Origin of the sequence: Sorangium aterium (assembly GCF_028368935.1) — a bacterium.
Taxonomy (GTDB): Bacteria; Myxococcota_A; Polyangia; order Polyangiales; family Polyangiaceae; genus Sorangium; species Sorangium atrum.
Genome location: NZ_JAQNDK010000001.1, coordinates 3,061,800 through 3,086,145 on the forward strand (window position 1 = coordinate 3,061,800; position 24,346 = coordinate 3,086,145).

21 protein-coding genes and 1 tRNA gene are annotated in these 24,346 nt (G+C 71.8%); 14 read left to right on the forward strand and 8 right to left on the reverse strand.

Annotated elements, in window-relative coordinates; translation table 11 throughout:
- Nucleotides 1–24 precede the first annotated feature (24 nt).
- From POL72_RS11215 to POL72_RS11225, 3 genes are all read left to right on the forward strand, one after another.
- Nucleotides 25–1,125 carry a histone deacetylase family protein gene (locus tag POL72_RS11215; protein WP_272095100.1) on the forward strand — a complete coding sequence of 367 codons (1,101 nt, stop codon included), beginning with the start codon at nucleotides 25–27 and terminating at the stop codon, nucleotides 1,123–1,125.
- Nucleotides 1,126–1,407: 282 nt separating this feature from the next.
- A tRNA-His gene (locus POL72_RS11220) sits at nucleotides 1,408–1,483 on the forward strand.
- A gap of 653 nt (nucleotides 1,484–2,136) precedes the next feature.
- Nucleotides 2,137–3,519, forward strand: coding sequence for a hypothetical protein (locus POL72_RS11225; protein WP_272095101.1), 1,383 nt, complete (start codon nucleotides 2,137–2,139; stop codon nucleotides 3,517–3,519).
- A gap of 78 nt (nucleotides 3,520–3,597) precedes the next feature.
- Here POL72_RS11225 and POL72_RS11230 read toward each other — a convergent pair whose 3' ends face one another.
- Nucleotides 3,598–3,879 carry a hypothetical protein gene (locus POL72_RS11230; RefSeq protein WP_272095103.1) on the reverse strand — a complete coding sequence of 94 codons (282 nt, stop codon included), beginning with the start codon at nucleotides 3,877–3,879 and terminating at the stop codon, nucleotides 3,598–3,600.
- A 363-nt stretch (nucleotides 3,880–4,242) separates the two neighbouring features.
- Here POL72_RS11230 and POL72_RS11235 point away from each other — a divergent pair, with 363 nt between their 5' ends.
- Entirely contained in the window at nucleotides 4,243–4,746 is a 504-nt protein-coding gene (locus tag POL72_RS11235) for a response regulator (protein WP_272095104.1), read from the forward strand.
- Between the two features lie 155 nt (nucleotides 4,747–4,901).
- A complete protein-coding gene (locus POL72_RS11240; RefSeq protein WP_272095105.1) occupies nucleotides 4,902–5,336 on the forward strand; it encodes a YqaA family protein in 435 nt (144 codons plus the stop codon).
- 17 nt (nucleotides 5,337–5,353) lie between these two features.
- Here the strand turns inward: POL72_RS11240 and POL72_RS11245 are convergent, their stop codons facing one another.
- Nucleotides 5,354–6,070 carry a hypothetical protein gene (locus POL72_RS11245; protein ID WP_272095106.1) on the reverse strand — a complete coding sequence of 239 codons (717 nt, stop codon included), beginning with the start codon at nucleotides 6,068–6,070 and terminating at the stop codon, nucleotides 5,354–5,356.
- A 112-nt stretch (nucleotides 6,071–6,182) separates the two neighbouring features.
- Between POL72_RS11245 and POL72_RS11250 the strand changes: the two genes are divergently transcribed.
- The 4 genes from POL72_RS11250 (at nucleotide 6,183) to POL72_RS11265 (ending at nucleotide 9,902) form a co-directional block, all read left to right on the forward strand.
- Nucleotides 6,183–7,094, forward strand: a complete 912-nt coding sequence (locus tag POL72_RS11250; RefSeq protein ID WP_272095107.1) for an acyl-CoA synthetase family protein — start codon at nucleotides 6,183–6,185, stop codon at nucleotides 7,092–7,094.
- 19 nt (nucleotides 7,095–7,113) lie between these two features.
- Nucleotides 7,114–7,989: a protein kinase domain-containing protein gene (locus tag POL72_RS11255; RefSeq protein ID WP_272095108.1), complete on the forward strand. Its 876-nt coding sequence runs from the start codon at nucleotides 7,114–7,116 to the stop codon at nucleotides 7,987–7,989.
- A gap of 62 nt (nucleotides 7,990–8,051) precedes the next feature.
- Nucleotides 8,052–9,236 (forward strand): cystathionine gamma-synthase, encoded by a 1,185-nt coding sequence (locus POL72_RS11260; protein ID WP_272095109.1) that lies wholly within the window; start codon nucleotides 8,052–8,054, stop codon nucleotides 9,234–9,236.
- Between the two features lie 105 nt (nucleotides 9,237–9,341).
- Entirely contained in the window at nucleotides 9,342–9,902 is a 561-nt protein-coding gene (locus POL72_RS11265) for a hypothetical protein (protein ID WP_272095110.1), read from the forward strand.
- 56 nt (nucleotides 9,903–9,958) lie between these two features.
- Here the strand turns inward: POL72_RS11265 and POL72_RS11270 are convergent, their stop codons facing one another.
- Nucleotides 9,959–10,822: a Stp1/IreP family PP2C-type Ser/Thr phosphatase gene (locus tag POL72_RS11270; protein ID WP_276596419.1), complete on the reverse strand. Its 864-nt coding sequence runs from the start codon at nucleotides 10,820–10,822 to the stop codon at nucleotides 9,959–9,961.
- A gap of 561 nt (nucleotides 10,823–11,383) precedes the next feature.
- Complete coding sequence (frr, locus tag POL72_RS11275) at nucleotides 11,384–11,941, reverse strand: ribosome recycling factor (protein WP_272095113.1); 558 nt, start codon at nucleotides 11,939–11,941, stop codon at nucleotides 11,384–11,386.
- 278 nt (nucleotides 11,942–12,219) lie between these two features.
- Here frr and POL72_RS11280 point away from each other — a divergent pair, with 278 nt between their 5' ends.
- The 5 genes from POL72_RS11280 (at nucleotide 12,220) to POL72_RS11300 (ending at nucleotide 18,153) form a co-directional block, all read left to right on the forward strand.
- The gene (locus tag POL72_RS11280) at nucleotides 12,220–13,704 is read left to right on the forward strand and encodes a sigma-54-dependent transcriptional regulator (protein ID WP_272095115.1); all 1,485 of its coding nucleotides are present in this window, start codon (nucleotides 12,220–12,222) and stop codon (nucleotides 13,702–13,704) included.
- Nucleotides 13,705–13,859: 155 nt separating this feature from the next.
- The gene (locus tag POL72_RS11285) at nucleotides 13,860–14,333 is read left to right on the forward strand and encodes a peroxiredoxin (RefSeq protein WP_272095116.1); all 474 of its coding nucleotides are present in this window, start codon (nucleotides 13,860–13,862) and stop codon (nucleotides 14,331–14,333) included.
- 18 nt (nucleotides 14,334–14,351) lie between these two features.
- Entirely contained in the window at nucleotides 14,352–15,002 is a 651-nt protein-coding gene (locus POL72_RS11290; protein WP_308738113.1) for a DNA-3-methyladenine glycosylase, read from the forward strand.
- Between the two features lie 57 nt (nucleotides 15,003–15,059).
- Entirely contained in the window at nucleotides 15,060–16,250 is a 1,191-nt protein-coding gene (locus POL72_RS11295) for a hypothetical protein (protein WP_272095117.1), read from the forward strand.
- Between the two features lie 58 nt (nucleotides 16,251–16,308).
- Entirely contained in the window at nucleotides 16,309–18,153 is a 1,845-nt protein-coding gene (locus POL72_RS11300; RefSeq protein WP_272095118.1) for a DUF885 domain-containing protein, read from the forward strand.
- Between the two features lie 45 nt (nucleotides 18,154–18,198).
- Here the strand turns inward: POL72_RS11300 and POL72_RS11305 are convergent, their stop codons facing one another.
- The 4 genes from POL72_RS11305 to POL72_RS11320 all read right to left on the reverse strand — a co-directional run bounded on the left by POL72_RS11305 (nucleotide 18,199) and on the right by POL72_RS11320 (nucleotide 24,203).
- Nucleotides 18,199–19,791 (reverse strand): peptide chain release factor 3, encoded by a 1,593-nt coding sequence (locus POL72_RS11305; protein ID WP_272095119.1) that lies wholly within the window; start codon nucleotides 19,789–19,791, stop codon nucleotides 18,199–18,201.
- 364 nt (nucleotides 19,792–20,155) lie between these two features.
- Nucleotides 20,156–20,827: a hypothetical protein gene (locus tag POL72_RS11310; protein ID WP_272095120.1), complete on the reverse strand. Its 672-nt coding sequence runs from the start codon at nucleotides 20,825–20,827 to the stop codon at nucleotides 20,156–20,158.
- Nucleotides 20,828–21,009: 182 nt separating this feature from the next.
- Complete coding sequence (locus POL72_RS11315) at nucleotides 21,010–22,854, reverse strand: NAD(P)/FAD-dependent oxidoreductase (RefSeq protein WP_272095121.1); 1,845 nt, start codon at nucleotides 22,852–22,854, stop codon at nucleotides 21,010–21,012.
- An 11-nt stretch (nucleotides 22,855–22,865) separates the two neighbouring features.
- Nucleotides 22,866–24,203: a condensation domain-containing protein gene (locus tag POL72_RS11320; RefSeq protein ID WP_272095122.1), complete on the reverse strand. Its 1,338-nt coding sequence runs from the start codon at nucleotides 24,201–24,203 to the stop codon at nucleotides 22,866–22,868.
- Between the last annotated feature and the right edge of the window lie 143 nt (nucleotides 24,204–24,346).

The window sequence follows — 24,346 nt, forward strand, 5'->3', positions numbered from 1 at the left end:
CTGCTACAACTCTCCACCCAGCTCATGGTGCACTTGAATCAGCCGCACTCCGAAGCCCCGCGCCTCTACGTCGTCGACGACGCGCTGTTCGAGCAACATCGCTCGCGAGGCGCGCACCCTGAGCGCCCGGAGCGCCTCGAAGCCGCCCGCCGCGCCATCGAGCGCTGCGCCGCGGCCGGCCTCTCGCTGGAGCACGTGGCGTCGCGCGACGCCACCGAGGAAGAGCTCGCCCGGGTGCACGCCCCGCGGTACCTGGAGTCGCTCGGCCGGCTCAGCGGCCACTTTGCGGCGCTCGACCCCGACACGTACGTGGTCCCACGCTCGGTCGAGGCGGCGAAGCGCGGCGCGGGCGCCGCGGTGGCGCTTGTCGACGCGGTGCTCGCCGGCCCCGGCCGGCTCGGGGTCGCGCTGCTCCGCCCGCCTGGCCACCACGCCACGCGCGACGCCGGCATGGGCTTCTGTCTCCTGAACAACGTCGCCGTGGCGGCGCAGGCGGCGCTGAGCAGCGGGCTCTCGCGGGTGGCGGTCGTCGACTTCGACGTGCACCACGGCAACGGCACGCAGGACATCTTCTGGGACGATCCGCGGGTGCTGTTCTGCTCGCTGCACCAGTGGCCGTTCTATCCCGGCACCGGCGCCGCCAACGAGCTCGGCGGAGGCGACGGCACCGGTTACACGGTGAACGTACCGCTGTCCGACGGCGCGACGGACGCGGTCTACGAGGCGGCGTTCGACGAGCTCCTCCTTCCGGTGCTCGACGAGTATGCGCCCGAGCTGATCCTGGTCTCGGCGGGGTTCGACGCGCACGAGCGCGATCCGATGGCGGCGATGAAGCTGTCGCGCGCCGCGTACGCGGCGATGGGCCGCCGGCTCGCGGCGATGGCGACCGCGAAGGCGGGCGGGCGGCTCGCCATCTTCCTGGAGGGCGGCTACGACCTGACCGCGCTCGAGAGCTCGCTCGCGGCGGCGCTGCTCGCGGCGTCCGGCCGCGAGGCGGCAGACGACCCGGCTGGAGCGTCGGTGCCGCCGGCGCATCCCGCGCAGCGCGCGCCGATCTCGACCCGCCACCGCGCGGACCTGGACCGGGCCCGCCGGGCCGCGCTGCGCCGGTGGACGACGCTCTGAGCGAGGCGACCGGCGCGCGCCGGGGAACCGGGGCCGAGGCGTGAACGGGGCCGGCGCGGCGCCGGCGGGCCGCTGTCCCGCGGGGGCCCTCTGCTGGACGAGTGGAGGAGGCCGGCGCCTCCTTGGGGGTCAGGGCGGGAAGCCGGGGCGAGGGGCTCGAAAGGTGGCCGGTTCCAGGGGTGGGGGCTCGAAGAGCGACACGCGGTGCGTTTCCGTGATTGCACTCTGCGCGGAGCTGAGTATTCTGCCAGGCCTTCGCAGCCCCACGGGCCGCGAAGAACGGTGGGTATAGCTCAGTTGGTAGAGCACTGGATTGTGGCTCCAGTTGTCGCGGGTTCGATTCCCGTTACTCACCCCAGGTAGAACAGGCCGAGGCCGCCCAGCAGCGGCAGCCTCGGGGCCTCGGCTGCGCGAGAGCACGAAGACCGAGCGGCAGGCACGCTGATTCGTGCCCGCCGGGCTGCGCACCGGAGCTCCACGAGTTCGACCGCGGCGCCTCGATCGGGAGCGAGCGGCGACCGGCGCATCGCGAGAGAGCGCGACGTCGATGATCGCTCACCTGACGCGCGCCATGGCCTCGGGCCCCGAGCGCCGGCTCGACCCTGCCGAGCCGCCGCGCCCGCCCGCGGAAAGCGACGCGCGCTCTCCGCGCCCTTCCTTCCTCCAGCCATCCACGAACCGAAGGGCGTTCCCCCTGGCCGACGCCGCGCGAGCGCGACCCGATCCCGGTCCGAGGCCCGGCGCCGCGCCGCCCGAGATCATCCATGAGCGCGCCCGCGTGCCAGACCGCGAGCACGCTCGCACGCCATCACGAGCACGCTCGCTCACCACATCATGGACGAGCTCGCACGGCGTCGTGAATCGCTCATTTCGATAAGCGCTCTTCACGCCCCGGAGATATCGATTCATGGAGTTCTACCCACCACAGTGAGCCATTGACCATTCTCCCGGAGACAGCAAGTCTCATTTTTGTAACCAACTCGCCACAATACCCGCGTAGCGTCGGCGCGCATGAAAACCACCCTCCCTGGGAGCCGCGCGTCGACGGCGCGCCTCATCTCCGCCGTGTTCATCGCGATCAGCGCACCTCAGCTCGCGGCGTGCGCCGTGGATTCGAGCGATGCTGCGGATCCTACCGAGTTGCCGGCCCCCGGCACCGTCGATGTCGTCCGCCCGCTCACGCTCTCGGAGCGCGCTCGCGTGCCCGAGAAGGAGCCGGGGTTCGTCGCTGCAGCGCTCGAGGAGCACGAGCTCGTCATCACCCATGACGGCAGCATGGCGCCCTTCGCCGCGGGCGACGTGCTCGGCGGCACGCAGGGAGGCGGCTACCTCGCCCGCGTCGTGAGCGTGCGCACGATCGACGCGACGCGTGTGGCGCTCGCGACGACGCCCGCTCCTCTGACGGAGTTCATCACCGAGGGCCATTTCCACGTCCACTACGACGCGCGCGAGTATGCGCGCGCCATCGACGATCACGTCGCTCGCACCCGCGAGCTCGGCGTGGAGGACGACGAGCAGATCGCGAGCGCGGCGGAAGCCCTGAAGATCTCGTCCGGCGCCTCCATGAAGCTCCTCGAGCTCTCCTCGGCCTCGCTCCCGGCGTCGTGCGGGGTCACCGCGCACGGGACGGCGGCGCTCGACGTCACGGCCGAGCTCTCGCCGGCGCTCGACCTCGAGGTCCATGTCGGCCCGAGGAGCAAGCTCAACCCGGTGCCGGAGCTGAAGCAGCTCCGCCTCGTCACGTCGGGCCAGCTCGACGTGAGCGCCAGGCTCCAGGGCGCCGGCACGGTCACGGGGACCTGCTCGGTCGACCTCCTGGAGCTCGCCGGGGGCGCCCTGAGCATACCGCTGCCGACGCTGACCTTCTGGGTGGGCCCGGTCCCCGTCGTCGTCACGACGGACGTCGTGCCGAGAGCGAAGGCGGATCTCGGGCTGTCCTTCACGGCCGCCGAGGTGGACGCCCAGGCGCAGGCGACCGCCGAGATCGAGGCCGGGGTCGACTACCGGAATGGCAACTGGAGCACGATCTGGGAGCCGTCCGGCTCGGCCTCGGGCTCGGCCTCGATCGGAGCGCCCGGCCTGATCACGGCGTCCGGCAAGGTGAGCGCCGGCGCGGAGCTCCGGGCGCGCCTGTACGGCATCGTCGGCCCGAACGTCGGAGTCCAGGCGTACGCGCGCGTCACGGCGGAGAGCGCGCCGCCCTACTGCTCGTACGACGCGCGGGTCGACGGCGGCGTGCGGGCCTACGCCGAGGCGGTGGCAGGCGTGTCGGTCGGCCCGCTGGATCTGACGCTCAAGCGCCTCGAGCTCGTCGATCTCGAGCTCCTGCACTTCGACGGACCGCGCGCCTCGGGCCCGCTCCGCGACGCGCCCGAGTGCGACGCGGAGCCCTGATCGCGCCGCCCCTCCCCGCGCCATCCGTCCGGGAGGCGAGGCGCCCCCGCCTCCCGCGCGCGGGCTAGGACGCCGCGCTCAAGGGTCCGCGCACGCGACGTAATCACAGGACGCCTCGTTCACGCACTCCTCGGTTCGCTCCACGAGGTCATTCCCCTCGAGGCCAAGGCACGCGGTCTCGCAGCTCGTCTTGCTCGGCGGCGGAGTATCGTTTTCCTCCGCGCAGAGGATGCGGTGCTTGCAGAGCTCGCTGCATGCGTTCAGGATCTCTTCGTCTTTGCACCCTGCGGCCCCTGCGGCAAAGAGGCCGAGGACGGCGGCGATGACGGGCAAGATCGATCGGAGTTCTGCGTTCTTCATGGGCAGCTCACCTCGGTTGTGGAACGGCGACTCTCCCCGGTGGGCGACCCGCTGCCGACCGGCAGCCCGCGTCAGCGCACGAGAAGAAAGCGAGCGCGCGACCCGGCACGGTAGCAGCGCTTTGCAGGAGGCCAGCGCGCCTCACCATGAGGCCACGCCTCCGCGCCGAGCATAGACGAATCCCTGGCCGCCGCCCACCGCGCGACGGCGCGCGAAACGCCGAAACGCGAACACCTCGGCCCCGCGCCGACGTCATCTCGGTTCCCGCTGCCGCCCCCGCGCGCCCCGGCGCTGGCCCGATGCGCCGGGCGTGGTACATTGCGTCATCGCGGCTCCTGACGCGCCCTCCCCGATCGACGACGAATGCCCTCCAAGGAATCCGACACCCTGCTCGAAGCCGATCCAGGCGAGCGAGCGGATCGCGAGACGCCCGACTCCACGCGGCTTCCTCTCGTGCTCTTGGTCGACGGGGACAGGAGCATCTGGCAGCCGCTCGGCGCCCTCCTCTCGAAGCGATATCGCCTCGTCGTATGCTCCTCGGCCGTGGACGGGGTCGCCGCGTTCACCGAGGACACGTGCGCGGTGATCGTCGATGTGCGGATGTCAGGGCAGGAGGGGTTCTGGGTCTGCGACCAGATCCGCAAGTTGCAGCCCGAAGTGCCCGTCATCTTCTATTCGGCTCATCAGGACGAGAAGGACTCGTTCGAGGCCATCAACGCGCACCGGCCCTTCGCCTATGTCGATAAAGACGGCGCCGAGGAGAAGCTCCTCGACGCCCTCGAGAAGGCGACGCGGATATTTCAAAGCACCCTCCGCAGCAGGCGGATCATCGAGCGGCTGCAGCGCCGCCGGCTGGAGGCGATCTGACGCCTCGGCAGGGCGAGCCGCGCCCGCGCGGCGATCGGCGAGATCTGTGGCGCACGCTGATCCAGCTGGCGCTGAGCCTGTCCGCGCTCTTCGCGGGGATCGCGCTCGCGGCGCACCTCGCGCGCGAACAGCTCGACGCGCTCGGCCGCGGGTTCGTGGACCGCTTCGGCCTCGCCGGGATGTTCGTCGGCACCTTCCTCGCCGATGCGTTCTCGTTCCCGATCCCGCCGCAGTTCTACATGCTGACCGCGATCACGTCGGGGGGCTCGCAGGTCGCGCCCCTGATCGCCATCTCGGCCGCCTCGCTCGCCGGCGGCTGCACGGGTTACCGCCTCGCCGGCCGCATCGCGCGGCTCCGCCTCTTCGCGGCGCGCATCGAGCGGACGCGGCCCAGGATAGACCGGCTCTTCGAACGTTACGGGTACTGGGCGATCGCGATCGGGAGCATCTCGCCGATCCCCTTCTCGATGCTCTGCTACCTGTCCGGGCTGTACCGGATCCCGCTGCGCTACTTCTTGACCATGGTGCTGTTCCGGGTGCCTCGGCTCCTCCTCTTCTACGCGCTCATCCGGGCGGGATGGAGCCAGTGAAGCCGGCGGCGTGGGCGCTACCTGGGGCTGTCCGTCTCCTCGGACGACGGGTTCACCCTGACGCGCTCCAGGATCTGGTCGACCATGCCGAGATCGATCCCGGAGCGCTCCACGACGTTCCTTGAGAACAGCCGAGTCGCCTCCTTCGCGAGCTCCTCGTCCGGGAGGAACGGCCGCGCGGGCGACCGCGGCGCCGGCAGGCCGATCTCCTTCTCGAGCTCGGAGATCGCCCGGATCATCTCCTGGTAGCAGGCGGAGGCGATCTGCACGGCGAACGGGAACACCTGGACGTTGCCCCGGCCGGCGCGCACGGCGTGCAGCGTCGCGGCGGCCTGCTCGGCGAACTGGCGACTCCCGTACGCGTTGGCCATCTGCGCGTACATCGCGATGGACTCCTGGTCCGCCGCGAGGTCCTCCTCCTTCGTGCGCGGCGCTCCGGACGAAGGCACCGACGACCACCGGACGATCATCCGCGCGTAGTCGTCGAGCGCGCGCCGCTGGAGCGCCAGTCGCTCCAAGAGCGCTTCTCGCCGCTGTCTCTGGAGCTCCGCTCTCTCCTCGTGCTCGGCCCGCCGCTCCGCGCTGAGATCTGCCGATCTCCGCGCCAGGTAAGCGCCGATGAAGAGGGCGACGCCGTTGCTGACGGCGATGAAGAGCATCTCCAAGATCTTGGGATCCATGCCGGTGCCCACGACTTCTATCACGTTCGCGCTGAACGCAGTGATATGCCGCATGATGCGGAGAAAAGTTGGCCGCCGCCCTCCTCCCGTGCAGGTGCGCCGTCATCCCACAGGCGGCCGGGGCCCCGGCTCGGAGCCGCGCGGGCAGGCGTGATACGATGGTCGCATGACCGGTTCACTCGACGCCGGGGCCGGCCCGCACGTGGCTGTGCTCGCGGGCCCGCTGCGCGAGGCGCTGGAGAGGAGCCTCGCCGACCGGCTCGCGCGCTGCCACGGGGCGGAGCTCAACCTGGACAACGCGTTCTGGGGCGCCCCCGAGCCACGCGACCTCGGCGAGGCGCTCACCCGGTTCGGGCCGACATGCGTCAACGTCGTTGTGCGCATCTTCGAGCGACTCCGCGACATCGACCCAACGCTCGACCTGTGGAGGCAGATCAGGTATCTGCGCAACGTCTGGTGCGGGGGGAGCGCCGGTTTCAAAGTGGTCTACGTGGAGCCGGCGGCCATGCGCGAGCGCCTCGACCACCGCTTCGCGGGAGCGGGCGGCCGCCGCGTGGCGCGCGACACGATCCTCGGGGGGATCGAGCACCAGCGGGGCGCGCTGCTCGGCTCGCTCGCGGCGAGCGTCGCGGAGCTCTTCCGGGGCGGCGAGCCGCGCGACGCGGACAGCTGGCGCGAGGTGCACCGGCCGGATCAGGAGGCGGTCCACCTCTGCGTCGGCAAACACGAACCGCGGCCGCCGGAGCTCGACGACATCCACCTCGACTGGAGGTCGCCGGTGGTGGGCGTCGACGAGGAGAGCCGCCGCTGCCGGTACGGGCTCCGCATCGGCGTGGTCCACTGGGTGCAGGCGCGGTTCGGTCTCGGCAAGCCGGTGTTTCCGTTCCAGAGCATCGATGACAGGGTCGCCGCCCTGGCCGGGCGCCGCGAGGCGCCGGCGCGCTGGGCCGAGTTCGCGGCGCGCTGGCGCGACGCGCGGTGGCCGCTCGCCCTCCGCGGCGGCGACGGCGCAAAGGAGGCGCAGGCGTGGCTTCGCGAGTGCGACGAGCTGGTCGCTGCCCAGCAAGCGGGCGCGTGAGGGGCCACAGGCGGCCGGCATGCCCTACCCCGCTCCCGACGGCACCCAGCTGATCGAGCACCTCGGCGCCGGCGCCACGTTCGACGTCGCGCTTGTCCGGCTCGGAGGCTCGCCGCCCGGCCCCACGCTCGTGTGCAAGCGCCTCGTCCCCCGCGTCCTCCACGAGCGCGCGGGGCGGGCCGCCATGGTCCGCGAGGCGAAGGCCCTCTCCCTCGTCCGCCACCCTGCCCTGCCCGCGCTCGCGCGCGTCGGCGCCGATCGCCATGGCCCGTTCCTCCTCGAGAGCCGGCGCGAGGGCACCTCCCTCCGCGACGTGCTCGACGGATGGCGCGGCCGCGGCCGGCCGCCGCCCGCGTCGCTCATCACCCACGTCGCCAGGGCCGCGATCGAGACGCTCGCCGAGCTCCAGGAGCTCGAGGATGCCGGAGGCCCGATCCGCTTCGTTCACGGCGATCTCGGCCCCGATCACGTGCTGCTGGGCCCGCTCGGCGACGTCGGCCTCGTCGACCTCGGGGCCGCGCGGTTCCGCGACATGGATCCGGACCTCGAGACCGCCGACCGGGGCACGGTTCCCTTCGTTGCCCCCGAGATCGCCCGCGGCGAATCCCCGCCGACCCAGCGCGGCGACGTCTACTCCATGGCGGCGACCCTCGTCGCCTTCGCCACCGGCGCGCCCCTCACGCGCGCGCGCGAGCAGGCCGCGGCGCTCGTCGAGATCAGCGAATCCGGCCTCTGCCTCGATGCGCTCTCCGCCACGGACGCGCTCTCGCCGGGCCAGCGCCGGGCGCTCGCTCGCGCGCTCGATCGCGATCCGGAGCGCCGCGTCGGGACGGCGCGGGCGCTGCTCGACGCCTTCGACGCGGCCGCTCCGGATGGCCCCGAGGCGGCGCGCTGACGCGGCCCTCCTGCGCGCCAAAACCGTGGACGCACGCGGCGCATGAGATAAGTCTCGCCCGCATGAAGCCCCACCTAGGTCACGACAAGCTCGGCCTCGACACGCTCGCGATCCACGCCGGACAGCCGCCGGATCCGACGAGCGGCGCGGTCATGACGCCGATCGTCCTCTCGAGCACCTTCGCCCAGGAGCGGCCGGGCCACCACAAGGGGTTCGAGTACTCCCGCAGCGGCAACCCCACCCGCAAGGCGCTCGAGGCGTGCGTCGCCGCACTCGAGGGGGGGCGCCATGGCTTCGCGTTCGGCAGCGGCTCCGCGGCGACCGCGACCCTGCTCCACACGCTCCGCCCAGGAGATCACGTGCTCTCGGGCGATGACGTCTACGGCGGCACCTTCCGGCTCTTCGACAAGGTCATGCGGCCGATGGGCCTCGCCTCGACCTCGGTCGACATGAGCGACCTCGACGTCGTCCGCAAGGCCCTCACCCCGGCCACGCGGATGATCTGGATCGAGACCCCGACGAACCCCATGCTCAAGATCTTCGACATCGCAGGGCTCGCCGAGATCGCGCGCGCGCACGGGGCGCTGCTCGTCGTCGACAACACCTTCGCAACGCCGGTGCTCCAGCGGCCGCTCGACCTCGGCGCTCACGTCGTGGCGCACTCGAGCACCAAGTACCTGAACGGGCACTCGGACGTCGTCAGCGGCGCGCTGGTCACGTCCGAGGACGCGCTCGCGGAGCGGGTCGGGTTCCTGCAGAACGCGATCGGCGCCGTCCCGAGCCCGTTCGACTGCTACCTCGTGCTCCGCGGGATCAAGACGCTCGGCGTGCGCGTGCGCCAGCAGTGCGCGTCGGCCGCGCTCATCGCCGAGCGGCTCGCCGAGCACCCCGCCGTCCAGGCGGTGCACTATCCCGGCCTCGCCACGCACGCCGGCCACGCGCTCGCCGCGCGGCAGATGCGCGCGCCCGGGGCGATGATCTCGTTCCTCGTGCGCGGCGGCCTCCCCGTCGCCTCGCGGTTCCTCGAGCGGCTCGCGATCTTCGCCTGCGCCGAGAGCCTCGGCGGCGTCGAGTCGCTCGCCGAGCACCCCGCCCTCATGACCCACGCCTCCGTGCCCGCGGCGGCGCGGGAGGCGCTCGGCATCGCCGACGGCCTCCTCCGGCTCTCGGTGGGCCTGGAGGCCAGCGAGGACCTCTGGAACGACGTCGCCCAGGCGCTGGACGACGCGCGCGCGACGGGCACGTAAGCGCGCGTGAACACGCGCGGCGCGGCCGCCGTTTGATCGCGGGCCCCCGAGTACGATAGAAGCGAGGAGCGGCCTCGGGGCCGCCACCTACCACCGGAGCTTTCCATGCGTCTCGCTCGCCTCGGCTTCGTGCCCGTGCTCGGCCTCCTCCCCCTCCTCGGCCTCGGCTGCAGCGGCGCGGAGCCGTCGACCCCGCGCGGCGCCTACACCATGAACTTCGCCGACCCTGGCGCCGACTGCTCCGCACCGGGGCACCGGGCGATCCTCGGCGAGGTGTCCTCTGACCAGAAGGTCCGGCTGGTCACCGACGGAGAGGACGACGCCTCGGTCGACTGTTCCGTGTCCGGCTCGGGCACCTTCTCCGTCTCGGCGGTGGCCAAGAACCCCGCCGAAGCGGCGGAGATCCACGTCAAGATCGACGCCATCTCCCCCGCGGCGACCCAGGACGCGCCGGCCACCGGCAGCATCAGCTTCTCCTCGGCGAAGACGGGGGGCCAGACCTTCTACTCCGATACCGCGGCCCCGTGTAAGTTCTGGTTCGCGGGCAAGCAGGGGGTCGACGCGGGCAAGATCTGGGTCGGCTTCGAGTGCCCGGCGATGCTGAACGAAGGCGAGATATGCCAGCTCAGGCTGGGCGTCCTGGCCTTCGACAGCTGCGGAGGCTGAACGGCGCTGGCGGCTAGCTGTTGACAGGCGGCGCGCGGGGGGGCGCGCCCCGCGCGTCAGCTCTTCTCGGAGCGCGAGGCCGACACCGCGGGGACCGTCGACCGATCGCCCATGCTGACCTGCTGCGAGTCGGCGGGCGGGCCGATCGTCGCGCTGTTCGGGAGCTCGGCGTCGTCCTGCTCGTCGATCCGGATCACGAGCGCCGTGATGTTGTCCTCTCCGCCGTTCTCGTTCGCCTTGGCGATGAGGCGGCGGCACATCTCCGGGACCTCCTCGGTCGAGCTCACGATGTGGAGGATCTGGTCGTCCGAGAGCATCCCGCTCAGGCCGTCGGAGCAGAGCAGGTAGACATCGCCGGGCTGCGGCTCATCGCTGAGCAGATCCACGGAGACGCTGTCGTGCATCCCGAGCGCGCGGGTGATGACGTTGCGCGGAAGCTCGGCCCGCTGCTCCTCGGTGAGCTCGGGCATCGCCATGATGTAGTCGTTGAACAGCGAGTGATCGCGCGTCAGCTGGCTGATCGAGCCCTTGCGGACACGGTACGCGCGGCTGTCGCCGACGTGGCCGACGTAGATCCGGTTCTTCTTCTTCGAGAAGAGCGCCCCCACGACCGTCGTGCCCATCCCGGCGCAGTCGCGCGACCGGATGCTGCGCTCGAAGATCTGGCGGTTCGCGACCCGGATGCCCGCCTGGAGCCGGTTCTCCTCCTCCGACAGGCTGGTGTCGAAGTGGAATGGCCAGGTGGCGTCCTCCCGCGACGTGGACCGGAAGAAGTCCGCGATCGACTCGGTCGCCAGCTTGCTGGCTACGTCCCCCGCGCGGTGGCCCCCCATGCCGTCCGCGACGATGAACAGATCGTACTCCGACAGGACGGCGTAGCTGTCCTCGTTGTGGTCGCGTTGGAGACCAACGTCCGTCATTCCTGAAGCGATCGCTCGCATAACCTCGGGAATCCTTGAGACGGCTCCGGGCCTTCGGCTTCGAACACCAACCATTTCACGCTAGCGAAAACCTGTCAAGCAGGGCCTCTCGCACCCGAATGGGCGTCTTCAGAGCCTTCTCGCGCCTTCTTGTCACGCCCTCGCACGCCCACTCGCCGACCTTCCCGATCCTACCGACTCCGACCGGGGGGACCGCAAGCCTCTTTTTCACTTCTTTGCTTCACGGGACGGCCCATTGTGAGCTGGGCTGGTCCCGGGCGCGCCTCGCCCCGCGGCGCTCGGACGCGAGCGCCGGCGCGGGCACGGTCGCGGGTCACGCGAGCGCAGGACAGCGAGGCTGCGAGGCATCATCAGGCCGGGCCGGGCTCGGCGCGCGCGGCGTCACGACACGAAGGGCGCTGCCGGCGGGCGACGCCGCCCACCGCGCATCGCGCGCTCCTCGAAGCGCCTGGCCCCATCGCGCGCTGCGGGAGGGGCGGCCGCACGGGGCTCCGGCCTACCAGGCGTCGGTCGCCGACGCCCGCCCGGCCGAGAGCCCGCTCACACGTCCAGGATGTCCTTTTCCTTGCCGGCGATCACCGTGTCGACCAGCTTCGTCCCCTCGGCCACCACGTCGTCGACCTTCTTCTTGGCCCGGTCGGCCTCGTCGCCGCTGACGTCGCCGTCCTTCTCGAGCGAGTCGATCATCTCGTTCGCGTCCCGGCGGTGCTTCCGGATGGCAACTTTACAGTCCTCTCCGTTCTTCTTCGTCAGCTTCACCATCTCCCTGCGCCGCTCCTCCGTCAGCGGCGGGATCGGGAGTCGGATGAGATCCGCGTCCACCTGGGGATTCAGGCCGAGATCGCTCTCCCGGATCGCCTTCTCGATCGCCTTCACCTGGTTCTTCTCCCAGGGCTTGACGCTGATGAGCCGCGGCTCCGGCACGGACACCGTGGCCATCTGCACGATCGGCGTCGGCACGCCGTAGTAGTCGACGCGGATGCCGTCGAGCATGGCCGCGTTCGCGCGCCCGGTGCGCACCTTCGCCAGGTCTCGCCGGAGAGCTTCGATGGCCTTTTCGATCCCGTCGCGCAGCTCCTTGATGACGTCCTCGAGCATGATCCGGCTTCCTCCGTGTGGGGCTCGCCCAGCCCGCCCTCTTCGCGGGCGGGGGCGGAGCTTACCGCGTATTTCCGGGCCGGCGGAGAAATCGATCCGCCCGACCTCGCCGGCGTCGCGGTCGGAAGAGCGCTCGCCTCTGCCTGCCCGGGCGCACGCGGACGCGCGCGCGTCCGCGTGCGCCCGGGCGCCGCCGCGCCGCCCACCCCCGTCGAGCACGCACCTCCGCTGTCGCGATCGTGCCGAGCTGTAGTAACTCTGGGAGGCAGGGCGACCCGATGCGCGATCTGGACTGGAACAGCTTCGACGTCCTCGTCGTCGACGACGAGCAGGACAACCTCGACGCGTTCCGGTTCGCCTTCAGGAAGTCGTTCAAGATCCATTATGCGCTGGGCGGCGACGAGGCCCTCTCGCTCCTCGACCGCCTCGATCCTGCGGTGATCGTGGCGGACCAGCGAATGCCGGGGATGAGCGGTATCGAGTTCCTCAAGCAGGCGAAGGAGCGGCGGCCCGACGCGGCGGGCGTGCTGCTCACCGCCTACGCGGACATGACGGTGCTCATCGACGCGGTCAACTCGGGCGCGGTCGACCGCTACGTCCAGAAGCCCTGGAACTCGAAGGAGCTCGCCGTCATCCTCCGGCAGGCGATCGCGGGGGTCGCCACCCTCCGGGAGAACCGGCGGCTGCGCGAGCAGCTCGCGCAGTACGCGGGCTACCTCGAGCGCGAGCAGCGGGACCCGATCGATTTCGGCGAGATCGCCGGCGAGAGCGAGGCCATGCGCGAGGTCGCCGCCCGGATCGGCGAGGTGGCGAAGGCGGCGACGCACGTGCTGATCGAGGGAGAGGAAGGGGCGGAGAAGGAGGTCGTCGCCCGGGCGATCCACGTGGGCTCCCCGCGGGAAGAGCAGCCGTTCGTCAAGGTGACCTGCGCCGCGTTCCGGGGCGACACGCTCGAGCGCGAGCTGTTTGGCTGGCGGCGAGGCGCCTTCGACGGCGCGTTCGCCGAGCGCGCAGGCCGGCTCGAGCTCGCCCACCGGGGGACGATCTACCTCGACGAGCCGGCGCCGCTCACGCCCTCGCTCCAGGCGAGGCTGCTCCGCGTGCTCACCGACGGCGAGATCGAGCGGCTCGGGTCGACGGAGACCACGCGCGTCGACGTGCGCGTCGTGCTGTCGCTCACGCCCGGCATCGACGAAGCCTGGGCGCGCGCGGGCGTGCTGCCCGAGCTCGTCTCCCGGCTCTCGGTGTTCCCGCTCCGGCTGCCGCCGCTCCGGGAGCGGCGCGAGGACATCCGCGCCCTCGCCGAGCACTTCCTGCGCAAGGTCGCGCGGCGCAACGCCCGCGCGGCCACCGCGCTCTCGGACGAGGCGATCGCGAAGCTCGCGGCGTACGCGTGGCCGGGGAACACGCGGGAGCTGGAGAACGTGGTCGAGCGCGCCGCCATCCTGTCGCGCGGCGACGTGATCCTGCCCGAGCACCTCGCGTTCACGGCGCGCGCGCAGCCGGCCGAGCCGCCCGCGCGCGCGCCCAGGGCCGCCGCGCCGGCGGAGCCGGAGGCGGACCCGGCCGGAAAAGAGCCCGCCGCGCCGGCGTGCGTCCGGCCAAGGCTCGACCTGAGCTCCCAGCTCGACGACATCGAGCGGCGGGAGCTCCTCGCCGCGCTGGACCGCTGCGGAGGGAACAAGGCGGAGGTCGCGCGGCAGTTCGGCATGCAGCGCACGACCCTCTATTACAGGCTGAAGCGGCTCGGAATCGACAGTTGAAGACGGTTGAAGACGCCTGAAGACGGTCGATGACGGTCGACGCTCCCTGACGACACCCGACGGACGCTGACGGCCCCGCCGGGACGCCGCGGAGCGTGGCCGCGGCGCCTTGCCACAGTCGACTCCGGGGGCGACTTGCGGCAGATTGCGTCGGCATGCTGAAGGTCGGCGAGCGCGCGCCGGAGATCGACACGCTGGCCATCGACGGCCAGCGCTTCGTGCTGTCGGCGCAGGGTGGGCTCTGCACGGTCGTGTACTTCTTCCCGAAGGCCTTCACGCCCGACTGCACCGTCGAGGCCCAGCTCTTCCGCGACAACCACGCCGAGATCGCGCTCGCGGGCGCCAGCATCGTCGGCGTCAGCACCGACGACCACACGACGCAGTGCCGGTTCGCCGAGGCGCAGCAGGTCCCTTACCCGATGATCGCCGACCGCGATCGCAGCGTGTGCCGCGCCTACGGCGTCCTCTGGCCGCTCATCGGCCTCGCCCGGCGGATCACCTACGTCATCACGCCCGCCCTGGAGATCGCTGCGGTCTTCCACCACGAGTTCCAGGCCAGGAAGCACCGCGACGACGTGCTCTCGTTCATCGACAAGCGCTTCCGGGCGGCGCGCCCCCGCGCGGAATGAATGAGCGCGGAGCCCGCCGTGCGCCCCACCCCCGAGCCCAGCGAAGGCGCCGCGCTCCTCGACGGAGCGACGCCGCTGCCGCGTGACTTCTACGCTCGCCCCGCGCTCGTCGTCGCGCGGGCGTGCATCGGCAAGGTGCTCGTCCACACGACGCCCGAGGGCACCGCCGCAGGACGCATCGTCGAGACCGAGGCTTACCGCGGCCCGGAAGACCTCGCCGCGCACAGCGCGGGCGGGCGACGGACCGTGCGGACGGAGGTCATGTTTGGCCCGGCGGGCTATGCGTACCTGTTCCAGCTCTACGGCATGCACTGGGCGTTCAACATCGTCGTGGCCTCGGAGGGAGAGCCGCACGCTGTCCTCATCCGCGCCATCGAGCCGATGATCGGCCTCCCGCTCATGAGCCGCCGGCGGGGCGTCGCGCCTGGGCGGATCGAGCTCACCAACGGGCCGGGGAAGCTGTGCAAGGCGCTGGGGCTCGACCGCTCCGCGTACGGGATGGATGTCTGCGGAGCGCAGCTCTCGCTGCTCCCCGGGCTGCTGGACCCATCGGCAGGTCGCCTCGCATCAACGTCGACTATGCAGGTGCGTGGGCGAAGAAGCCGTGGCGATTCTACGAACGCGGCAATCGCTATGTCTCCGTTCCGCCTCGCCATTGAGAGGGCGTGAGGGCGCGAGCGCTCGAAGCGCTCGCGCCCGGGCCCAGGATCGCGCGACAATGGGCGCATGGGATTCTGGCCTTTCGGGGGGCGTGAACCTGCCAACGTCGAGAGCGCGTCGCAGGTCGTCACGGCGGACACGCATCGGGAGACCGTGCGGGGAAAGTTAACGCTCTATTTCAAGGAGCCGCAGACGCGGAGCGCCGCGGACAGGGCCGCGGAGCGGTGCGCGCAGCTCGCCGGAGACCTGCTGCGCGAGGCCGCAGAGCACCAGCCGCTCCTCGGCAAGGAGGCCGATCTCGCCGCGGCCATCGCGGACCGCGCGCCGCGCGGCATCCCGGGGCTCCGCGCGATCGAGCTCGCGGCGCTTCACGTTGTGACCGAGCGCACCACGCAGTCGCGGCGCGGCGAGCCGACGTCGGTCCAGGATCCCACGCGGACCGTGGGCGCGCGCACGCAGTCGAACAAGCCCTCGCCGGTCGGCGTGAGCCGGCCCACCGGCGTGTCGCCGGCCAGCAGCCGCGCCCTGTCGCAGGCTCCCGGCGCGCCGCCGGCCGTCGGTCGCAACACGCCGTCGAGCATCCCGCCGCCCATCAGCGTGCGCTCGCCGCCGAGCTCCGGCGCGCCACGCTCCCGCGCTGGCGGCGCGGGCGCCGCGCGGGGGTCGAGCCCGGGGCTTATCGGCTCGCCCCCCACCGTGATCGCGGCCGCGCTCGCGCCGCTGCTGCGCGACGCGTCCACGCGGCTGCTCCTCGGATGCCTGCGGGCGCACGACCTGATCATCGTGCGCCGCGTCGCGATCGATCCGGGCGCGGCCGATCAGCTGGCCGCGCTGTTGCCCGTCTCGGAGGCGCCGCCGGGTGAGTTCGAGGCGAGCCGGGCCGCCGAGCTCTCCCGCTGGCACACGGTGCTCGGCTCGCCCGTGATCAGCCAGCTGCGCACGGAGTCGTGCGCGATCAGCGCGCAGAAGGCCCGGGCCGCGCTGGGCGCCGCGAACATCGCGGCGGGCGTCGCGGGGGAGCTGATCGACGCGCTCTGCCGCACCGCCTTCCCGGGCCTCGCGCTGTCGAGCGCCCACATCGATCGCTACGCGGAGCAGGATCTGAACGAGCTGGCGGCCGAGAGCATGGCGCGCATCCTCCGGCACCCGAACTCGAAGCCGCTCCGCCTCGCGCTCGGCCCGCTGCTCGACGCGGTGCACGGCGATGTGGACGGCATCTCCCGCCTCGCGAAGGCCTCGCTCGGCAGCGCGCACTGAGGCCGATGCCGCCGCTCGGCACGTTCCCTTCTCGGCGAGCTGGCGCTAGGAGGCGTGGGTGCGACACCATGGTCTCTTCGATGAGCTCTCGTTCTCCCGCAGATCGCTCCGCGCCCACCTGCCCCTGCTCGTCGCGCTGCTCTGCGCGTGCGGGTCGACCGAGCGCGCCGTCCCGCCGCCCGTCACGAAGGCGGCCGTCGTGAGCCCGGCCGACGCTCGATCCGGCGAAGCGGGCGCCGAGCAGGCGCTCGCGGCCTTGTCGGCGCGCGTGCTCGAGGAGTACCTGCGCGACGAGCCGGTCCGCGCCACCGAGGCGGGGGACCACCGGTACGACGCCGCGTGGCCGGACGCCACCGAGCAGGGCGAGGCCTCGCGCAGGCGCACGATCGAGGCGGCGCTTGCCGAGCTCGGAGCGCTGCCCACGGCGAGCCTGGGCGTCGAGAGCCGCGTCGACGCGGCCATGATGGAGAACCAGCTGCGCTCCTGGCTGTTCGCGATCGACGAGCTCCGCGAGGCGACGTGGAACCCGATGGTGTACACGGGCCTCATCGGCGACGGGCTCGATCCCCTGATCACGAGGAGCTTCGCGCCGCTCGAGGAGCGCCTGCGGAGCCTCCGGGGTCGCCTCTCGGGCGTCCCCGCGCTCGTGCGGGCTGCGGAGCAGCGCCTCACGGCGGCGCCGCCGCGCATCCACACCGAGACGGCGATCGCGCAGAACAAGGGGCTCATCGCGCTCTGCAAGTCCGAGCTCCCGGCGCTGTTCGCGTCGGTCCCGGCGCAGCAGGCCGAGCTCGACGCGGCCGCGAGGGCGGCGGCGGCGGCGCTCGAGGGCTTCCAGGCGTTCCTCGAGAAGGACCTGCTCCCGAGGAGCAACGGCGACTTCCGGCTGGGGCGCGCGCGCTTCGAGAAGAAGCTCCGGTTCACGCTGGACGACGCCGCCATCGACATCGACGGCGTTGTCGCGAGCGCCCGCGCGCTGCTCGCAGCGACGCACGCCGAGATGCTCGAGACCTCGAGGGAGCTCTGGCCGGCGCTCTTCGGGAAGCAGCCCTTCCCGAGGGTCGAGGCGCAGGACGAGAAGATGGCCGCGATCCGGAAGGTGCTCGACGCGCTCGCGGCCGATCACCCCACGAACGCGACCATCGTGAAGGCGTCCGAGGAGCTCCTCGCGAAGGCGACCGACTTCGTCCGCGCGCACGACCTCGTGCGCATCCCGGAGGAGCCCTGCCGGGTGATCGAGATGCCCGAGTACCGCCGCGGCGTCGCGATCGCCTACTGCGACGCGTCCGGCCCGCTCGAGGCGAAGCAGGAGACGTTCTTCGCGATCGCGCCGACGCCGAAGGACTGGCCGAAGGCGCGCGTGGACTCGTTCTACCGCGAGTACAACTCGAGCATGCTCGCCGACCTCACCGTCCACGAGGCGATGCCGGGCCACTTCCTGCAGCTGATGCACAACAACAGGTTCCCCTCGAAGTTCCGCGCGGTCTTCTCGAGCGGCCCGTTCGTCGAGGGGTGGGCGGTCTACACCGAGTGGCTGATGGCCCACCACGGCTTCGGCGGCCCGAGGGTGCGGATGCAGCGCCAGAAGATGGTGCTTCGCATGTCGGTGAACGCCCTCCTCGACCACGGGGTGCACGCGGGCACCATGGGCGAGGAAGAGGCGCTCGCGCTCATGACGAAGGACGCCTTCCAGGAGGAAGGCGAGGCCGTCGGCAAGTGGCGGCGCGCCCGGCTCACGAGCGCGCAGCTCACCACGTACTTCCACGGCTTCACCGAGATGATGCGCCTGCGCGCCGAGCACGAGCGCAAGCCAGGCTTCACCGAGCGCGCCTACCACGACCGCCTGCTCAGCCACGGCTCGCCGTCCGTGCGGCACCTCCCGGCGTTGCTCGCGCAGGAGTAGCGGTGAGGCCGCGCGCGGCCGATAAGGGCCGCGCGCGGCGGAAGGTCACACTGGAGTGATCGAGCCGCCGAGCTCGACGAAGCGCGCCTTGGGGAACGCCTTCTGGCAGGCCTCGAGCTGCCAGTCGCCCTTGAAGAGCACGACGTGGTTCCCGTGCACGTCGAGGGCGCCGTAGCCGTAGAGGTTCGACTCGAGCTCCGCGAGGGGCACCGGCTCGCCCTCGACCCAGCGGGCCAGGCTGAACGAGAGCCGCTCGATCCGGGCGTCGACGCCGTACTCGGCCGCGAGGCGGTGCTTCACGACGTCGAACTGGAGCTCGCCCACGACCCCCAGGATCGCCTCGCCCTCCCGCCCCTCAGGCGGCCGGAAGAGCTGGACCGAGCCCTCCTGCGCGAGCTGCTCGAGCCCCTTCTTGAGCTGCTTGCGCTTCATGGGATCGATCATGACGACGCGGGCGAACTGCTCCGGCGGGAACTGCGGCAGCGGGGCGTACTTCACGGGCGAGCCGCTGCAGAGCGAGTCGCCGATGAGGAAGAGCCCCGGGTCGAAGACGCCGATGATGTCGCCCGCGAAGCCGTCCTCCACGAGCGTGCGCTCCTGGGCCATGAACTGCACCGGGTTGGTGAGCCGGATGTCGCGGTCGAGGCGCACGTGGTGCACCTTCATCCCGCGCTCGTAACGGCCGGAGCAGACGCGGAGGAACGCGATCCTGTCGCGGTGAGCCCGGTCCATGTTCGCCTGGATCTTGAAGACGAACGCGGTGAAGCGGTCGTCGTCCGGGGCGATGGGGCCCTTGTCGCTGCCGCGCGGCGCGGGCGGGGGCATGAGCTCGATGAAGGCGTCCAGGAACTGCGGCAGGCCGAAGTTGGTGATGGCGCTGCCGAAGAACATGGGCGTGACCTCGCCGCGGGCGAGCTTGTCGCGATCGAGCGCGTCGCCGGCGGCGTCGATGAGCTCGATGTCCTCGCGCAGCTGGCGGGCGCCCTCCTCGTCGAGCGCCTCGACGAGCTCGGGCGCGTCGAGCGAGACGACCTCCATCGGGGCGATCTCGGCGCCGTGCGCGACGAGCTCGAAGAGGAAGACCTGCTTGCGCTCACGATGGTAGACGCCGCGGAACTTGCCGCCCGCCGAGATGGGCCAGGTGACGGGGTAGACGCCGATGCCGAGGACCTCCTCGACCTCGCCGATCAGCTCGAACGGGTCGCGACCGGGGCGGTCGAGCTTGTTGACGAAGGTGAAGATCGGCATCTGCCGGAGCTTGCAGACACGGAAGAGCTTCTTCGTTTGCGTCTCGACGCCCTTCGCGCAGTCGAGGATCATGATGGCAGCGTCGGTCGCCATCAACGCGCGGTAGGTGTCCTCGCTGAAGTCGGCGTGGCCGGGGGTGTCGACCAGGCTCAGGAGGCGGCCCTTGTACGGGAACTGGAGAACGCTGGTCGAGATGGAGATGCCGCGCTCGCGCTCCATCTCCATCCAGTCGCTCACGGCGTGGGCGCGCGCCTTCTTGGCCTTCACGGCGCCGGCGAGCTGGATGGCGCCTCCGTACAGCAGGAGCTTCTCGGTTAGGGTGGTCTTGCCAGCGTCGGGGTGGGAGATGATCGCGAACGTCTTTCGACGGGCGATCTCGCGGGTGAGCATCGGGTCGGGCACAGCGGCGCGGCAGGATAGAGTCCGTGGGGGCTGCGTCAACCCAAGGGGCGACGGAGCCAGGGCGGGCGGTGGTGGTGCGCGAGCGGGCGGCGGGGGTCCCCCCACGAACTCGGGCCTTTTGGGGGGCTATGGGCGCGCTGGACGGGAGACTCGGTCAGAGAGGGGGCGCTGCGGGGCGGGCCGGCCCTCGGGGTTCGTGGGGCCCACCCCCGCCGCCCGCTCGCGCACCACCCCCGCCCGCCCTGGCTCTTTGTAAGGGGGCCTTTGGAAGGGGCGGGGCGGCCGATGGGGGTCGTGGTCCCGGCGGGGGTCGCGCGCGGGATGACGTGGCTCGGGTCTTTGTAAGGGAGCGTTATTTCGGGGCGCGAAGGGAGAGGGAGACGGTCACGCCTACGGGGTCGGCGCTGGGGGTGCCGATGGGCTTGTTCTTCAGGAGCTGACGGATGCAGCGCTGCGCGTCGGGGGTGATGCCCCGAGAGTCGAGGATCTCGACCCCCTCGGCGCGGCCGCGCACCCGGACGAGGAACTGGACCTTGATGCTGCCCGACGCGCCAGAGAGGCCGCCATTGTCGGCAACACACTTCGCCAGGTCGGGGGCGACCTTTTCTAGACGCTTGGCCACGTTCGGGACGTCGCCGTTCATGAACTCGGGCTCCTTGACCTCCACGAGAGGGGGCGGGGCCGACACGATCGATGCGTCGGGTACGCCGCCGTCGATGGGGCCGGCATCGCCGGGAACACCGCCGTCGGGAGGGAGGGCGCCGCCGTCAGGCGGCGGGGCGCCGCCGTCGGGAGGGGGCGGCTCGGGCTGCGGCGACGGGGGGAGCCAGCCGGCATCCGCCTCGCCCGGCTCTAGGCACCGCACGAAGCCACGGTGAGGATCCTCCAGCGCGCCGTGCGGACACCGCGGAGCGCCGCCGGCGTCAGGCGTCGCCGCCGTGATCCACCCCTGATCCGGCGGCTCCTGCCGCGGCGGCGCGCCGCCCTCGGCGACCGCGCCGACGCAGGCGCCGACAGCGCCCATCGACAGCGCCACAGAGATCGCCCACTGACCAAGACGCCCACCTGCTGCTCTCCACCGCATCGGCCGGTGTGATACTGCGGAACGGGCGCGCGTACAGGAGAAACCGCGGCGAGCTCGTCGAGGCTGCCGCAAGGCGCTCGCCCCCGGCGACGACCGGGGCCCCGAAGGCCGCGAAAGCAGGCTCAGAGGGCGATGTGGGCGAGCGATCCCGCCGAGGCGTCCCAGAGCGCCTGTGCCCGGGACAGGGCGTTGGCATGCGCCTCGGTCCCCGCGGCAGGCCCTGTCACGGAGATCACGCCGCCCGCGCCGAGCTCGATCCGCTCGATCCCTGCGTCCGGGAGCTCGTCGCGGAGCTCCCTGGTCATCCGCTCGCCGATGCGCTGGAGCAGGCGCGCGAGCCGCTCGGGCGTGATGTCCCGGAACACGAGCACCTGCGGGAGCGTGAGCTCCGAGACGAGCCGAGCGCGGTCGGAGAGGCCCTGCTCGCCGAGCCGCCTCTCGACGAGCGCCGCGAAGACGCTCCCGTACGCCCGGTCGACCTGCTCCCGCCGGAACCGCTCGTCGATGGCCGGTCCGAGCCGCGTCTCCAGCTGCGCAACGCCGTTCAGCCCGTTGGCGAAGCGCCCCTCGTTCTGCGCGAAGTACTCCCCCCGCGCGCGCAGGTCGCTCGCCAGCGACGCGAGGTGCTCGCCCATCGTCGATAGGGCGCGCAGCACGAGATCGGTGAACTTGAGCTCCTCCCGGATCCAACCCACGTCGGTCACCCGGTCGGCCATGAACGGCCAGACGACGAGGTTGTAGTAGTTGTTGAAGTCGAGGAGGTACTTCAACCGATAGAGCTCGAAGGAGCCGAACACCGGATACATGCGCTCATAGAGACGGAGCGTGCTGTCGTACTTGAACCGGTAGTACGCGTCGTAGGCCGCGACCCTCTCCTCGAACCCGGCGCGGTCGCCGCGGACGTCGGAGAGGATCATCTGCGTGATGAACTCGTTCGCGGTCGCGATGAAATCGGATCCGGGGCTGTAGAAGGGATCGGTGAACGCGCCGGCCTCGCCGGTGACGGCGTAACGGTCGGTCGAGAAGTACTGCTCGGCGTGGTACGGCAGGTGGGCATAGCTCTGGAAGTCCTCGAGCTCCGCCCCCTCGAGCAGGTCGCGCGCGGCGCGGTGGGCGCCCAGGAAGCGCTCGAACTCCGCGCGCGTGCGCGGCCCGGGCAGCGCCCCGGCCGGCGCGTTCCCGGCCGGCGTGTTCCCGGCGCCGATCCGGTCCTTGTCGAACACGACGCCCACGCTCATCAGATCGCCGGCGAGCGGGATGAACCAGATCCAGTACCCGTCGTACATGAAGTGGTTCGTCGACAGGTGGCGCGACGTGTACCGCGCGCGCGACCGCCACGCCGCGTCGGTGACCGCATCGAGCCCCGCGACGCCGCGGTAGCGGCCCCACGCGGCCGCCGTGTTGAGCCGCGCCTCCTTGTGCACCTTCACGCCGAGCTTGCGGAAGAGGACGTGCCGCCGACCGGAGGCGTCGCACACCCAGCGGCAGGCGACCTCGCGCCGCTCACCGCCCTGCTCGTAGACGACCGTGTGCCGCCCGCGCCCGTCGATCGCGACGTCGACCACCTTGGCGCCGAGCTCGACCTCGGCGCCCGCGGCGCGGTTCATGGTCACGAGATCGCGCTCCAGCCGCGCGCGCTCGAGCTGGAAGCTCGGGTGGAACGGCATGTGGTCGGAGCCGATCTCGCTCATCCGGGGCAGCGGGAGGTCCTTGCCCGGAGAGTCGAAGAAGAAGCGGAGCCCGTTCTTGGGGAGCTGGTGCTGGTAGAGGTACGTGCCGAGGTTCAGCCGGCGAACCATGTAGTTCGCCGCGACCTCCACCGTGCTCTCGCCGACCTTGTAATCCTCCATCGCCTCGGCGGCCTCGAGCACGAGGACCCCGAGGTCGGGGCACGCGAGGCGGAGCTGCCGCGCGAGGAAGCCGCCGGCGATGCCGCTGCCGATGATCACGATATCGAACGTGCGCATGACGAGAGCCCTTATACCGCGGCCCCGACCGGCGGCGCGGGCTCTCCGAGCAGCTCGGCGCGGAGCGCGCCGGGCATCGCTTCCACCTCGTCCGGGCGGAGCAGCCCGTCGCCGTGGATGATCGACGCCGAGAGGCGACCGCCGAAGCGGCTGAAGATCACCTGGAAGCCGGGCGGCGCGACGACCGCGGGCAGCGGGTACGCCGAGCGCACAGGGAGCCCCGCGAACCGCTCCACCGTCACAGCGCCGGGGTTCGAGACGATCAGCGAGGCGAGCTCTCCCTGGAAGGGCTGATCCCCCAGCCAGCGGTAGATCGGGCCGGGGAGCCAGCGGGCCAGATCGAGCGCGGCGATCATGGCGAGATCGAGCCTGTCGCGCACCACGGCGCGCTGCTGCTCGGCCAGGCGGGCCACCGCGCGCGCGTCGTCGTGGAGCTCGTCACGGCCGAGCGAGAGCAGAGCCATCGTGAGGTGATTGCCGAAGAGCCGCCGCGCGCCCCCCTTGGGGTCGAGCGAGAGGGGCAGCGGGATCACGTGGTGCGGCGGGGCGAAGCCGCGGGCCGCGAGCGCCCGGTCGGCGAGCCGCGTCGCCGCGATCAGCATGAGGCTCGTCTCGGCGAGCCGCGCTCGCTGGCGCGCCCGGAGATCGAAGGCGCGCGTCTCCTCCGCCGAGAGCGTGAGCCGGAGGACGCGAGAGGCCGAGGGCCGCACCCCAGGACAGGCGCGCGCGAGCGACAGGATGGGCGCGCGGCCGAGCGACAGCACGTGGGCCTTGTACGCGCGCGCCAGCGCGACCCGCTCGTCGCGGTCCATGGCGGCCAGCAGGCGCTCCGGCGCGTCGTGCCGCTCCTGCCGCGGCGGCGGGTCGTCGGGCGCGTCGCCGCTCCCGGAGCCCAGCCAGGCGACGAGCCGATCCGCGCCCCTGCCATCCGTCAGCGCATGGTGGTGGCGAAGGACGACCGTGTCGCCGTCGCCCACCTCGCGCACGACGTCGAGCGCCCACGGCCGCTCGGCAGAGGTCCGGTCCGCGAGCAGCGCCTCGATGCGCGCCGCGCGCTCGCGCTCGCCCTCCACCTCGTGGAGGCGCAGCCCTGGGGCGCGCCGGTGGTGATCGACGACCCAGCGGGGCCGCCCCGCCCGCCCGAGCACGCTGTTGTCCAGCCGGAACCGGAGCTCGGGGAGCGCCCGGGTCGCGCGCTCGAGCCGCACCGCGAGCCGCGCCAGGTCGAGGCGACCGTCGAGCTCGAGGACGAACAGGCAGTGGTTGCCCGCCTGGCCGCGCGATCGCATGGCGCGATCGTTCATGAGGTGGAAGAAGTCGATCCCCCCGAGCAGAACGGGCGATGTCATGGTCTCCGCGAGGCACCGCCGGTCAGGGACGAGCCGCGGGCGACCCTAGCAGCCACGCGGGCCGCACGACAGCGCCCACAGGCGCAGGATCACGCATCGTCGCCACGTCCGCCGCGCGCCCGCGCAAGATAACGAAAGTATCC